10 protein-coding genes, 1 pseudogene and 1 riboswitch are annotated in these 13,668 nt (G+C 42.0%); of the genes and pseudogenes, 6 read left to right on the forward strand and 5 right to left on the reverse strand.

Features of this window, described 5'->3' with window-relative positions; translation table 11 throughout:
• Together EXT47_RS07010 and EXT47_RS07015 are read left to right on the forward strand one after the other, a co-directional pair.
• Positions 1 to 288 (forward strand): annotated as a pseudogene (locus EXT47_RS07010) (transposase); the annotation flags it as partial.
• A 542-nt stretch (positions 289 to 830) separates the two neighbouring features.
• Positions 831 to 1,868 (forward strand): hypothetical protein, encoded by a 1,038-nt coding sequence (locus EXT47_RS07015; RefSeq protein WP_045988703.1) that lies wholly within the window; start codon positions 831 to 833, stop codon positions 1,866 to 1,868.
• Positions 1,869 to 2,227: 359 nt separating this feature from the next.
• On the opposite strand, the gene EXT47_RS07020 is transcribed toward EXT47_RS07015, so the two are convergent.
• The 4 genes from EXT47_RS07020 to EXT47_RS07035 form a co-directional block, all read right to left on the reverse strand.
• A complete protein-coding gene (locus EXT47_RS07020; RefSeq protein WP_010371911.1) occupies positions 2,228 to 2,779 on the reverse strand; it encodes a DUF4136 domain-containing protein in 552 nt (183 codons plus the stop codon).
• Between the two features lie 107 nt (positions 2,780 to 2,886).
• Positions 2,887 to 5,664, reverse strand: a complete 2,778-nt coding sequence (locus tag EXT47_RS07025) for an ATPase (RefSeq protein ID WP_039495573.1) — start codon at positions 5,662 to 5,664, stop codon at positions 2,887 to 2,889.
• On the reverse strand, positions 5,661 to 6,209 hold the full coding sequence (locus EXT47_RS07030) for a hypothetical protein (RefSeq protein WP_010371906.1): 549 nt from the start codon (positions 6,207 to 6,209) through the stop codon (positions 5,661 to 5,663). The genes EXT47_RS07025 and EXT47_RS07030 overlap by 4 nt, the downstream gene beginning before the upstream one ends.
• Positions 6,210 to 6,213: 4 nt before the next feature.
• Positions 6,214 to 7,458: a hypothetical protein gene (locus tag EXT47_RS07035; RefSeq protein WP_130126176.1), complete on the reverse strand. Its 1,245-nt coding sequence runs from the start codon at positions 7,456 to 7,458 to the stop codon at positions 6,214 to 6,216.
• Between the two features lie 156 nt (positions 7,459 to 7,614).
• On the opposite strand from EXT47_RS07035, the gene nhaD reads away from it, so the two are divergent.
• The 4 genes from nhaD (at position 7,615) to EXT47_RS07055 (ending at position 12,671) form a co-directional block, all read left to right on the forward strand.
• Positions 7,615 to 8,862 (forward strand): sodium:proton antiporter NhaD, encoded by a 1,248-nt coding sequence (gene nhaD, locus EXT47_RS07040; protein WP_010371900.1) that lies wholly within the window; start codon positions 7,615 to 7,617, stop codon positions 8,860 to 8,862.
• Between the two features lie 145 nt (positions 8,863 to 9,007).
• Positions 9,008 to 9,178, forward strand: a riboswitch (Lysine riboswitch).
• 88 nt (positions 9,179 to 9,266) lie between these two features.
• A complete protein-coding gene (gene lysC, locus EXT47_RS07045; RefSeq protein WP_017219273.1) occupies positions 9,267 to 10,613 on the forward strand; it encodes a lysine-sensitive aspartokinase 3 in 1,347 nt (448 codons plus the stop codon).
• Between the two features lie 122 nt (positions 10,614 to 10,735).
• The gene (locus tag EXT47_RS07050; RefSeq protein ID WP_010604514.1) at positions 10,736 to 11,266 is read left to right on the forward strand and encodes a DUF924 family protein; all 531 of its coding nucleotides are present in this window, start codon (positions 10,736 to 10,738) and stop codon (positions 11,264 to 11,266) included.
• A gap of 79 nt (positions 11,267 to 11,345) precedes the next feature.
• Entirely contained in the window at positions 11,346 to 12,671 is a 1,326-nt protein-coding gene (locus EXT47_RS07055; protein ID WP_039495578.1) for a sodium-dependent transporter, read from the forward strand.
• A gap of 61 nt (positions 12,672 to 12,732) precedes the next feature.
• Here the strand turns inward: EXT47_RS07055 and EXT47_RS07060 are convergent, their stop codons facing one another.
• Positions 12,733 to 13,533, reverse strand: coding sequence for a DUF2989 domain-containing protein (locus tag EXT47_RS07060; RefSeq protein ID WP_130126177.1), 801 nt, complete (start codon positions 13,531 to 13,533; stop codon positions 12,733 to 12,735).
• Positions 13,534 to 13,668 lie beyond the last annotated feature (135 nt).

Genomic DNA, 13,668 nt, shown 5'->3' on the forward strand with positions numbered 1-13,668 from the left:
CGAAAACATATGCCAAAAGGTCTGCCTTTTGAACTCAAATCCTATATTGAATTAGTTGAACTCACAGGCCAATGTATTCGCGCCGACAAGCGAGGCTATATCTGTGAGTCTCAACCCATTCTTACTCGATTAAATATCGAACCGGAAAACTGGATAAAACTTACTACGCAGTTTTCTCGGGTATTCCACGGTGCAGTTGGACGAGAGCGAACAATAACCGCTTACTGCGAAACACTTCAAAAACGACGACGGACGAACCTAACAAATTGCGAGCGCTTGTTGGCTTAGCAAAACTCACATTCTCAACGCTAGAGTTTCTTTCTGTTGTATTTGCAGCGCCTTGTCGTGCGTGATAATCCTGTTTTAGTGTAGAGATACGCTTGAGTGCTAAAAATTAGCCTATCGATAAACGTTTTTGACCAACGTGATGGAAGTATTTTTATACTTTTTTACTTGGCCTCCTCAGATCGGGTGTTAATAGTAGTGGGAGTCACTTATTTTTCACTTATTTTAGTCCTTAGTTTTGATGCTAATAGTGATGGGTGTGAGCGATTTGTCTTGTTCGGATATCAAGGAAAATAATGAAAAAATTTTTGCGCGTTTACGCATGAATGAATTAAAAATGTTATTTTTTATCAATAGGTTATTTGTTTTTGATTTGAGGTAATAGGTTTGGGAAACGCGCATGCGCATTTTTCCAGATGGTATATTTAGCAGAATGCTGATAAGTTCTTTGCATACAGATAGTTAACTGTGCGCGTTTTCATTGGTCCAACGAGGTAAACGCGCATGCGCACGAATAAAATGTTATAAGCCTTCGAGGAATTAGCTTGACTTCAAGTAATGAAAAAAATGGACAGCCCTCTAAATGGGAGTACAAAGAAGGTGATAAGTCTTTAGACGGATCAGTTATTTCACATATTGTGGGTAGAGAAGAAGATTTTATTGTATTCATTTGTGAAGACGGCGCTTGCAGTTGGGAACATAGAGAAATTCCAGACTGGGCATACGTGGGAATTGATCAGTACGAAAAACTTAATGCTAAAATACCTACTTTTTTAGGACAGGTTCATAAAGCTGATATCAAGGCTTTAATGGGAACCAGCTTATTATCTGCGTTTCGTTCACGAGATCATAATAAAGAAGCTGTGATAGCTTGTTTTGCTGACGCTTGGGAAAAGGTCAATGAATATGAGAGTCGAAATGTATTATTAGCTGGTGACGGTTTCTATCTATATGAAGACGAAAATCAATCAATAAAGATTCAAATGTCAAAACCTGACCAACAATTAGATAGGGCTTTTTTTGAGGCGTTTCATTTATCACAGCAAGCAGCTCACTCGTTAAAAGATAAAAAACTGAGCCAGGCTAACAGTCTAATTTGTAATGATTTTTCAAATTACAAAGAACTAGATGCTAAAGATATATTTAGTAAAAGTAAGTCATATATTGCAACCCAATCTCAAGAGGTTGTTCGTATTAATTATTTACTTATATCTATTGCGGTCGCTTGTGTTGCATGTATTTTATTGTTTATTGGCTTTTTATGTGCGTCCACTTCAAATGATATAGTGAAAACAGTAATTCTTTGTTCATTAGCTGGAATTGTTGGGGCAACAGTCTCTATTTTACAACGAAGTTCAGATGTTAAACCTGAACCATTTAGTTCTGGCGGCTTATTGGCTTTCCAAGGAGCTACTAGAGTTTTTCTAGGGGTGGTCTTCGGGGCACTTGTACCAATATGTGCTAAAGCCAATATAGCGCTGGGCTTAGCAAATGATAATCTTTTCGCTCTTTTTATTGTAGCTTTCTTCTCAGGTATAAATGAGAGGTTTGTACCTGATTTAATTAAGAAGAATATCAATTAACAGGCTTGTAACAAGTCGTTTAAAAGGACAAAAAACAGTTGGCTTTTGCTCCTTCGTCGCTAATTTTAGCCAACTATTTTATTGCCTCTTTACGAGGCGTTAACCCATAGAAATTTTTATGCGAAATTCGCCTAATACAGCCGACGACCTAAAACATTTCTGTCCAAATACTAGTCGGATGAGCATCCGTTATCGCAATTGGGTTTAAGATATGGAGTTGCAGTTGGACGGCTGAGTTTGGCACTTATATTTGATTAAGCCCTGATAATCAAACCTAGCAGATAAAGTTAAGACTATTGCTCACCTTCAAAATAAAGATGAAGAATTCGGATCAAGCCAAGGCTTGATCCGGTTTTCGCTTAGTGTTGTGGCTGTGGTGGGAAGTTAGCCAGCAATTCCGAAATGGTTTTGTTAATTGACGCAGTTCTTTGATCTGGTGATTGGTTGCTACGTAAGCGACCTTCTTTTGCACCACGCCAAACTAGCTGATTAGACGCTTTGTCTATCATATCGAGTACTAGCGTACCTACTTCATATTCACGTGTTGTGGTCTGTGTTTGCCAGCCAATACCCCAGTAGTTCCAACGCGCACCATACGTGGTGTGAAGTGAGTCAGATTCAATTTTTGTATCAACTGATGCGTGATAGTTAACCAGTAAGTCGGCCGATTGCGGATCGGTGAGGGTGAAACCTTGTTTGCTCATTTCGTTTTGAATTGCACTGCGGATCCGCTTTTCCATTAAGTCATTGACCTGGTATTCACGACCATTATTTTTTAGGTCCGCTTCGGGTGACCAAGCATAGGTTTTGTAGTTAGCGAATTGTACAGACTTATCATAATCCCAATCAGGGGTTTTGGCGCAGGCCGCTAACATCAGCACCAAAGTGGCGATAACAATATTCTTAAACATGTGTCTTTACTCCTTAGTCGGATGTTTGCTCTACCTTAACGTGTTAAGGCGTTAAATGGTAGAGACAAGCATCCTTTAATAATTGTGTCTAAGACATTAACTTGGGATTAATGTTCCACTTCTATCCAGTCTTTTTCATCCACCCAGTTTTGGCTACCTTGTGCGACACTGCGGATCGGCACCAAGTAGTCACAGCTGATCTGTGGTTTCACCGATGCAAAAATTGGTACAAACCCAAAGCTTAGTGCGGTTTCGATAATAGCCTTTTGGTTTTGTGGGTCGATATCCGCGGCTTCATCGATATAAATCGGGATACGATACATTGCTTGCTCTTGGTCAGATAGCAGATAGCGGATAAATAGCATGCCACATAAAAGCTTGATAGTGATCCGCGTACCGTTTGAGCCGGCCGAGTCAATTTTATCAAAATGCTCGGTGTCACCTGCGCGGTTGACCACTTCAAAGCGAATGTCGAAGAGATCGGTTAACGTCAATCCCGCTTTATCACTTGCCAGTTTGATGATGTGATCTTTCGCCTCATTAACAGATTTCTCTGAACTAGGCTGCTCGCTCAGTAAGTCTAAGCTTTCGCCTTTTTCATATAAATCTGAAGTGCTGATAATGGTATCTATGCTATCAACTAGCATTTTACGAGGGATGACATTGATTTTGAATGCCTGCAAGTTAGAGATACGATGCTGGCTTATGCCTTTGTTAAAGCTGTTCATCTCTCGGCGTAAGCGGTCTAAGTCTTGACGCAGTCCTTTAATGGTTGCGGCCACTTCAGTGAGCGCCACTCGCGCTTGTTTATCTACCGCTTCACGTTCATTATCGAGATTGTGATAGGCACTGATGAGTTTTTGATACTTAATGGTAACGTCAGATTCGTTTTCAAACTTAGTGATCCCAGCATTGTAGATGTGCAGGTAAGTATTACGCACGTTCACGTCTAAGTTTCTAAGCTCGTTACATTCTTTATTAAATTGGTGGATCACCTCTGAAAGGTTATCAAAATCAAGATTAATGTCGATTTCATATGGTGCTAGCTTACCCGAGTACAGATCTAGCGTGTGGTCGATACGTTCTGACTTCACCTGCTTTAGGCGGTCGGCTTGGCGCACCAATAAGTCTTGCTTGCTTTTAATGATAGAGCGGCGGTCTGAAATTGAACCAGCATTGCGTTGAATATCGTGTAAATACTCGTCAACTTGCTCTCGTTCCATCTCTAGTTGCTCTTTTAGTGCTTGTTGAGCATCGACGGATTGCAACATGGTTTGATATTGCTCAAAGCGTTTCATGGCCGCTTCTGTTGCCATGAGCTCATCATAAAGCGCATCACGTTCTTTTTGCTTTTCAGCGACGTTTGCAGCTACTTCACGCTGCTGCTTTAAGTCGTTAAGCGACTGTTGTAGTGACTCCAGTTGTGCTTGCAGTTGGGCTTTGTTCTCACCACTTTGCATTTGTACTGGACTCAGTTTTTTCAACTTAACGGTAGCGCCAGGCACCTTAAGCTCACCACCTTGAACTGACTTAGATAGCGACTCTAAAAATGCACCAAAGGCATCTTCGTCTGTGATATCAATTTCACCTTGAGAAGTGGTTGAAAACGATAATAAATCTGGGTTCAAGATCCGTGAGATCTCTTCCACTTCTTTTAAAGAAAGATCTTCACGCATACGAGTAAACAAGTTGAACTCAAGGTTCTTGAGTTGCAGTTTTAAACTCTTAATCTGCTTTTGTGTTTCGTTGATGCGAAAATCAAGGGTGTGGAGACTTTGCCCCTGTGCACTATTAATAGAGAAGGAAAGTTGCTCATATTCCTTTTTCAACAGCGTTAAATTGGTTTTAAGCGTTGCATGATTAGTTAGTTCAAATTCACGTTTTAACGCGTGGAAATCGGTAAACCATTGCTCAATTTGAGTTTGTTTACGCTCGATATCACGAGACTGCTGAACATATAGTTGCTGCTTAGACTCAAATTCGCGCTTTTCGGCTTCGATGTCTTCCAGCTGTGTTGCCAGCTCTGCAATTTGCTCGTTGTGATAGTTATCATATTCAACCAAAGCTAAATCGAGTTTCGGGGCGTAAGCCGCCAGTTTACCTTTTAATACCGCTTCATTTTCAAGCATTTTCTCAAGGGCTGAAATTGGCTCTTGCATCGACTCCAGCGCATTTAGCTCACGGCGAGCGCGGTTGACCTTATCGAAAGCGCGACGCCAGACTTCATAAAAGTCGACTTTCGAGTTCGACATATGGCGTTCGAACACCTTGAGCATAAAGCGCTTTACGTCCTGTGCGCCGAGTTTATGCAGATTCAGAATACGACGGAATATTTCTTTGTATACAGGCGCATCTTGGACATTATTCAGTGGGATCATCTTCAGGTTGATATCACCATCAAATGGGGTGGCGCCACCTGTGAGCAAGGCATTAAGTTCTTGTGCTTTTAGCTCTACAGGCTTAAGTTGCTTTTCCTGTAAGTGATTAAATAGCTTGGTGTACTTGATGATACTTTTACCTTGGGTGTAATCATCAAGATTCAGTTTGCCTTGATAGCAAAAAAACTGGTGCGCGTAACCGGCGATTTTCCCCAGCCCCGCAACGCCAATGACCACATCGCCATGGGGGAGGTTGGCTTCCAGCAAAATATAGGATTGATCAGAAGAAAAGTAGAACTTACGCGTTTCTTCTAAATCGTGACCATCCCATTCAGTCAGTCTTAAATCGTTGATAAGTGGAAACTGCAGCGCATTGATCACCGAGCTTTTACCAGTGTTATTCGGAGCGCAGATAGACGCGCTTTTATCCAGAGGAATGACACACTTAGCGTATCCGGCGGTATTTAATAATGCTAGTTTACTTAAGCCGTACAACTGCTCGCTCATAGCTCGTCCTCAATATCATATTGTTCTTCGTTTACTTCCATTAGCGCGTCAATGTAGCGATAAATCGGTGCAAGTAGCATAAAGCCTTGCTCAACCTCACGGGCTAGACCCAGTCTCACCATACGCAAAAACACGTCTTTTCTGAGATCTGAGCCCGAAAAAATCTCCAACTGGTCAAAAAGATGCTTATTGAGCTGTACTATGGTTTGCATTAGCTCTAAATCGCAGCTTTCATCAAATAGTACGCGAAGCGGATCTTTACCTTGGTTGGCATAGTGCTCAATTAAAATATAAATGGTTAGGGCAATCGCACGGGAAATTTTCCCCATATTTGGTGTGCTTTCATCGCTTGCCAAATAATAAAAACCACGGGCATCGTGCTGTAAATCATGGCCTAAGGCTGAAAATAGCGCTTGATAGCTATCAATTTGCTGATCTAATTCTTGCCAAAGGGTCGTGTCTTGCTCACTGATATGATACCCGCTCACCAGTTTTTTATTAATGGCTTGGAGTTCATTGAGCATGTCTAAGTTAATTGTCGTCATAATGCTAATCTTGTTTTGCTTTGGCACTAAATGGATATAAAGAGAAGGTATGCGATGCGATAGTGATCTTACTCTTTTGTTGTTCTTGGCTAAGTGCCAAGTCAGATTCGTTGATCAGCTTTTGATAAAGAAACAGCATTTCGTCTGCTTCAAGATCTGGGTAGCTATCGTTTAAAAAGCCCAATAGTGCCTGGCGCTTTTTACCGGTTTGTTGAAATCTCGTTTTTACCGAGTTGTAATCTGGAATGTTAGGACTCTGATAAGCTGGCACATCGTCGTGATCGGGCAGCTGATATTCTTCATGCTCAAACTCAACGAGACTTGCCATATAAGCGACCATGTGACGCTTTTGCCCAAGGTTAAAACGTTGAATGTCTGACACAAATTCTGGTTGAACTGGTGAGAGTAAACGGTCAACGCCGCGCTTTCTAATTTGTCCAAGGACTTTAGAGGCTTGGCGTGTAATGAGTGTATTGCGGCGTAGCTCTTCTCGTAACGGCATAAGTAGGTCGGTGCTGCGGCTTAGACTTTCTCTACCAATGAGGTGCATATCTAAAATGCGTGTTCTGAGCTGCTCCAGCATACGTTTGTCTGCAGCACCACGGCCTAATTGTTCAATCTCGTCAATTTGTTCACTGACCTGAAGCTCTATTTGATCAAAGCAGCGTTGGAAAGGGCCATGAATATCGACCATTTCCAGCATAGGTTCGATATATTCGTCAAACGCTTCCAATACCGCTTTATATCTCATGCCAAGAGACAGCGTTGAGGTGTCAGACTTTGCTTGTTCAACCAAGTTCATGATAGCGCTTTCGTTATGCTCGAACAGCTTAACAATTTTACGAACGCGTTCGTCCATAATGCGGCTAAAACGGCGTAGCTCAGAGTAGTCAGCCTCTTCACCAGCTTGTGCGATGCGATTACCTAATCTTTCTAAGTCTTTTACCAGCACCGTGATCTCTTCCGCTAAACCAAGACTCTCTTCTTGTAAAAGAAAGCTGGCGAAGTCAGCGATTGCACGGTTGATTTCTAACTGTGAAGATTTAGCTAAAGGGATAATAATTTCTTGTTGGAGTAATCGATTGGTTTCTTTATAAATTCGTTCACTCGACCAGCTAGGGTTTTTCTGTTTTAGGATGTTTTGTACATCTTTTAGACTGAAATCTGCGAGCTTAAATCGTTTAAAAAGTAGCTCGAGTACGCTCCAGTGTTCATTTATCGTATTTAATAATTTTTTTGCTGGGATCATAACTTTCCAGTGTGTAGTAGCTAAGTTACATCGCTACTTCATCAATTTGTCACAAAATGTTTATCGTACGTAGCATGGGGACTGTGATGGTGCTAGAATCCGCCGCGAAAACGAACCCACCCCTTGTTACATTTAATTACAGGTTGTTTACGCATTATGGTCACGCCCATTATTCTAACCCTGATCGCCATCGCTTTTATACTCATCGTTATAGAAGATATTATTCACGTAAACAAGGCCAAAACAACGCTTTTTTTTGGTACTTTATGTTGGATTATCGCCTTTATCTCTCCAATTCATGGTCAAAGCCCAGAAATTGTACAAATTGAGCTAGACCATAACATTTTGGAAATCGCGACACTTTGGCTGTTCTTAATGGCTGCCATGACGTTTGTGGCCTACTTGAACTCAAAAGGGTTTATCCAAAATATTGTTCACCGGATCATGCCAACCCATATTAGCGAACGCAAGCTAATGTTTTTGGTCGGTGCTTTTGCATTCGTATTTTCGTCAATATCGGATAACATCACCGCGACGCTTATTTCATTAGCTGTAGTCATGTCTTTGAAATTAGACCCGAAAAAGTTAATTAGATATGCGACGTTAATCATCTTCAGCGTTAACTCTGGTGGGGTATCATTGATCACCGGTGATGTAACCACCTTGATGATATTTCTAGCCGATAAAGTGACTATCCCTGATCTGCTTTTACTAATTGCCCCTTCTATTTTTAGCGTATTTATCTTAGCTGCGATGCTATCAATCGGCATGAATGATAAGATCACCTTTGAAAAGGCTGAATTACGCAGAATTGAAAAGACCGATATCACCATTGCACTCATCTTCTTATCAACCATTTTTGCTACGTTATTCTTAAGCGTGCAATACCACGTACCGCCGATGCTAACTTTCTTATTTGGCTTGTCTTTGATGTTCTTAATGGCGCAATTCTTGATGCGCAAGAAAGACGTTAATAAGAAAATCATCGACTATATCCGTGAAATTGAATACGACACCTTATTGTTCTTTGTGGGTGTGCTGTTATTAGTTGGTGCGTTGAAAGAGGTCGGTGTACTGTCTAAGTTTACCGATTTATATCTGCATCTTGCGCCGGAATACGCAAATTACTTGGTCGGTTTAATGAGTGCGGCGGTAGATAACGTGCCGTTGACGGCTGCGCTATTAAAAGCAGACATTACGATGACTCCAGCGCAATGGCTAACCTTTACTTATGCGACTGGCGTTGGTGGCTCTATGCTTATCATTGGTTCTGCAGCGGGGATCATTGCAATGAGTAAGGTTAAAGCCTTAACTTTCTCAAGCTATCTTAAAATGAGTATCTACCTGCTTATCGCATATACCATTGGATATAGTGGTGCGTATTTCGCGGGTCAGCTTATTTAAGACCAATGGATTTAATTTTTTACCGCTTTGGGATAAGTTTTTCATAAATAACTTGACACCTAGACGGCTAAAAGATAATTTTCTTACATCGCCCGCATTGATTGCGGGCTTTTATTTTGCTTTTATTCAGATTAACAAAGGCAAAATAAACAGAAGAGGCGCGATGCTTAGGTAGTTAGTGTGAGGTGACGAGACCAATGACCACTAGTGAGGGAAGTATTCGCCGAGGAGAAAAGTTGCTCGTCGCAACGATTCTTCGGTTTACGAGGCTGAATCCTCGGAACTGTCACCGTATTGGTGGAGAGCTTCTGGCAAAGGTCATTTCAAGCGTTCGTCTTTCTAGAAATCCCATGCCGAGTTCTCCTTATAAAATTTGACTGTGCCAACAGTCGAGAGGAGAGAAAATGAATTCGCAGTATGTTGTAGCCAAATTTGGCGGTACCAGTGTCGCTGACTTTGAAGCTATGTCTCGTTGTGCCCACATTGTTCGTGACAACCCAAATGTTCGAGTGGTCGTTGTGAGTGCATGTGCTGGCGTAACCAATCACCTGGTGACGCTAACCCAACAAAAGGAAGATGAAGCCGGGCGCAAAGCAGTTGTTGCAGCGGTTGAAAACATACAGCAAGCGATTATCGATCAAGTGTCTTTGGATGCTGATCTTGCAGAGGGTTACAAGCAAACCTTCAGTGAATTTGAAAGCCTTGCGAGTTTACCTGCACTTAGCAGACAGCAATGCGATGAAATGTTGAGCTTTGGTGAGCGCTTTTCTTCTTATTTGTTTACCCAAATATTACGGAATAATCAGGTTCAGGCGTCGCGCTTTGATGTGCGTAAAGTGCTTAAAACAGATAATCAATTTGGCAAAGCGAATCCAAATGTTGCAGCTACGCGTGAAGCCGCGCAAACCAATTTAGTCGCGCTACTTGGCGACACAGTGCAGGTGACGCAAGGGTTTATTGGTAGTGACCAATACGGCCAGACGACCACGCTTGGTCGTGGCGGTTCTGATTATAGTGCTGCATTGTTAGCTGAGGCAATTGACGCGTCAAGTGTGCATATTTGGACCGATGTTGTTGGTATTTTTAGTACTGATCCGCGTTTGTGTGTAAAGGCTAGACCTATTCCTCGTTTGAGTTTTGATGAAGCGGCAGAAATGGCGACATTTGGTGCCAAGGTGTTACATCCCGCAACTATATTGCCAGCGAGTCGTAAAGGTATTTCAGTATTTGTTGGTTCAAGTCGTGATCCGCAAGCGGGTGGCACTTGGATTGAAAAAGAGAAAACGGCGCAAGCAGGCATTCGCGCAGTGACACAACGTAAAAACCAAATACTATTGACGCTAAAGAGCCCTGAAATGCTTCTTGCAAGCGGCTTTTTGGCTCGTATCTTCACCATTTTAAGTAATTACAATATATCGGTTGACTTGGTAACGACTTCGGAAATTAGTGTCGCGCTTACGCTAGATAATGCGCCGAATGCTTCTCGACCAGAGTTAGAACAAGCTTGTTTGGATGAACTTGGCGAGTTTTGTCATGTGACCGTTGAAAATAATCTTACTTTGGTGGCCATGATAGGTTCTGAGATCCAGTTGAAGAAGTGCCAACTTAACCTGATGGATGTGTTGTCAGAGTTTAATATTCGACTAATATGCCATGGTGCGAGCAAGCACAATCTGTGCTTTTTAGTTGAGCAGCAGGAGTCAGATCAGGTTGTGCAATCAATTCATGCTAAATTACTAGAGGTTGCGTAAGTGAATTTATTGTTTTTTAGGAACTAATAAAAAAGTTGCATTATTGAATAATGGATGGCACTTTGTTTATAACGGTTAGGGTCTGCTGACCATCAAGTTTGTTTTTCCCTAGGAGTGCCATCATGAATTATAAAGACGTCTACGAATTCTGGTTTGTTGAATGCACTGAATCAGATTGGTGGAAGAAGTCTGCGGACTTTGATCGCATAATAAAAAATCGCTTCGGTATTTTGCACCAAATGGCGCACCAAGGTGAGCTTTCGAGCTGGAGAGCAACACCACTTGGCGCGCTGTGCGAAATCATTATCTTAGATCAGTTTTCACGCAATATATTCAGAGACACTCCAGAGGCGTTTGCCAGTGATCCTTTGGCGCTGAGCCTCACCCAACACGCTATCGAAAAGGGCTATCACCGCCAGCTCAACGATACTGAATTGATGTTTTTATACCTACCTATGATGCATAGCGAAAGTCGCATCATCCATCGTGCCGCAGATCATTATTTTCGCGACCTGCCCAATTATGATTTTGAAGTCGCGCATAAAAAAATTATCGATAGATTTGGCCGTTATCCCCATCGAAATGAAATACTCAATCGCGATTCAACAGAAGAAGAAATGGACTTTCTAGAGACGCCCAACTCGAGTTTTTGAGGCACGGCTAGAACCTCTCGCATTTTCAGCGGAAGTACGTATAATCGGCCGTCTACAAAAATAATGATTGATTACAGACATGGCTCATACGCGCGATGGATTTCAAAGCCGACTTGGCTTTGTGTTAGCAGCAGCTGGTGCGGCTGTTGGACTTGGTAATATTTGGGGATTTCCTACACAAGCCGCAAACCACGGTGGCGGTGCATTTTTACTGGTTTATTTTGCGGTAATTTTCTTACTCGCATTACCTGCACTTTACACAGAATTGTATTTAGGCCATCAGGCACAAGCAAACCCAGTTAAAGCACTTAAGACAGCCTGGCGTGAAGGTAATCCGAAAATAGGAGCCGCGGCGGGGTATATCGGCCTTGCTGGTGCTATCGTGATGCTCAGCTTTTACTCCATTGTGGCTGGGTGGATGCTGTCTCATGCACTTGATCCTCTTGCGCAAATGGCTGAATTAGATACCGCACATCAGTTTCTTAGCGGTGACTCGATGCTTAGAAACTTTATCTTTACGCCACTGATGTTAATTTTGACTGCGAGCATTATTCTCAAAGGCGTAAAATCAGGCATAGAAGCTTGGTCGCGCAGACTTATGCCGTTGTTACTGGTATTACTGCTTTGCCTTATTGGCTATATGGCGACGTTAGACGGCGCAGCAGAAGGGTTTAGAACGTATTTAGTTCCGGACTTTTCAAAAATTAGCGATCCTGATTTGATCATCGCGGCGATGGGGCAGGCGTTCTTTTCGTTGTCGTTGGGTGTGGGCTGCATGATGATTTATGGCTCGTACTTAAAACCGAATGAAAATCTACCTAAGCTGACGTTTAGTGTTGCAATGCTAGACACCAGTGTCGCATTTTTGGCCGGTTTACTTATTATCCCTGCAATATTCGTTGCGCAGCAAAATGGTGTTCAAGTATTTCAAGACGGCAAATTAATCGGTGAAGGCCGGTTGATTTTTGCCATTTTACCCGAGCTATTTGCCAATATGGGGGAAATGGGATTATTAGTTAGCCTGACTTTCTTTGTGCTTATGTCTATTGCGTCGGTAACTTCTACCATTTCTTCAACAGAAATTCCGGTATCTTTCTTGGTTGAAAACCATGGCTTTCAACGTAAACAAGCGACTTGGTTGGTTACGTTAGTTATCTTATTAGCATCGAGCACGATTATTCTAAACTTTGATTGGCTGTTCGAATTGGTGATCAGTCTATTCACGCAATATCAGCTACCATTGATGGGACTGTTCTACTTTATTACTGTTGGCTGGGTTTGGAAGCGTGGTAATCAGCTTCACTTAGAATCTCGTGGTGCACATTACTGGTTTGCTCAGTACGTTAGATTTGTTTGCCCAGTCTTGATGACCGCGGTATTTATTAACGTAGCACTGGCAAAGTAGTGGTGATTTATTTTCAAAAACGGGAAGCATAGGCTTCCCGTTTTTATTTTGACAACAAGGCTCAAAAATCACGAGGGGAAACGAACTCCCCAGCTTGAATGCTCTCATAAGTTCGTTGCGCCAATGAATCTAGGTTGGCTAAATCTTTTCCCATTGAAGCCAGTTGGTTTGTCACTGGAATAATATCGATATCTTCAACCCCAGAAAGTTGAGCCACTCGGGCAAACGTATATGCGTGCTTATATTTTTCGTGTTTGTAGAAAATACTGACTAAAGATGAATAGACTTCTGGGTTAGGGGTATGGCCGCTTTTATTCAGCTCTAATACGCGGTAGAGAATATCAACGGTTTTATCATCATCTACTTTGGCGTAAAACTCTGCGAGGAAAAGCTGAATTTCGGGATCGTTTTGAACTCTAGGGTCATCCTGCATGTTCAAAAGCTTATTCATTGCTGTGCGATCATTGTTACGAGACCAATGATAATAAAGTAGGCCTGGGTGGTTACTGCCTTTTGTTTCATTATAAATACGTGTCATTTCTTTTAATGCAGTGAGATGACCTTCCACTCGTGAAGTGGTTTTTTCTTTTAACTTGATGTGCTCAATTTTGGCAGCGCGAGAAACACATAGGTTGTAGCTTTCTAAATTTTGCAACAAGTCATATTTGTTTTCGTCCGTCGGTGACTTGTATTCGTGATAGCGCGCGTAGATTAGCGACGCACGTTCGTCTTTACAGTGACTGTCTTTATTTAAGTCTTCACAAAAACCAGGCGTTTCGCTACACACTTGGTTCAGGGTTAGGGTGTCGTCGCAACCAGCAAGTAGTAACGCTACAAAAACTAGCGACTTTTTAAACGCCATAGTTTGACCTCAATGATTTTTTATAATTATAGGGGGTTACGCCCGAATAAACAGGGTAGAGCTAATAGTTTACTAGTTTAACGCAATGAATTGTTCGGTAACAGTGGAGAATCACGGCAGTTTAAATTAGAATAG

It is taken from the genome of Pseudoalteromonas sp. CO342X, from assembly GCF_004208915.1.
GTDB lineage: Bacteria > Pseudomonadota > Gammaproteobacteria > Enterobacterales > Alteromonadaceae > Pseudoalteromonas > Pseudoalteromonas maricaloris.

Bases quoted from the DNA above. Each gene is read 5' to 3' on its own strand.
- EXT47_RS07020 (WP_010371911.1), bottom strand. From the start codon at position 2,779: ATGTTTAAGAATATTGTTATCGCCACTTTGGTGCTGATGTTAGCGGCC.
- EXT47_RS07025 (WP_039495573.1), bottom strand. From the start codon at position 5,664: ATGAGCGAGCAGTTGTACGGCTTAAGTAAACTAGCATTATTAAATACC.
- EXT47_RS07030 (WP_010371906.1), bottom strand. From the start codon at position 6,209: ATGACGACAATTAACTTAGACATGCTCAATGAACTCCAAGCCATTAAT.
- EXT47_RS07035 (WP_130126176.1), bottom strand. From the start codon at position 7,458: ATGATCCCAGCAAAAAAATTATTAAATACGATAAATGAACACTGGAGC.
- nhaD (WP_010371900.1), top strand. From the start codon at position 7,615: ATGGTCACGCCCATTATTCTAACCCTGATCGCCATCGCTTTTATACTC.
- lysC (WP_017219273.1), top strand. From the start codon at position 9,267: ATGAATTCGCAGTATGTTGTAGCCAAATTTGGCGGTACCAGTGTCGCT.
- EXT47_RS07050 (WP_010604514.1), top strand. From the start codon at position 10,736: ATGAATTATAAAGACGTCTACGAATTCTGGTTTGTTGAATGCACTGAA.
- EXT47_RS07055 (WP_039495578.1), top strand. From the start codon at position 11,346: ATGGCTCATACGCGCGATGGATTTCAAAGCCGACTTGGCTTTGTGTTA.
- EXT47_RS07060 (WP_130126177.1), bottom strand. From the start codon at position 13,533: ATGGCGTTTAAAAAGTCGCTAGTTTTTGTAGCGTTACTACTTGCTGGT.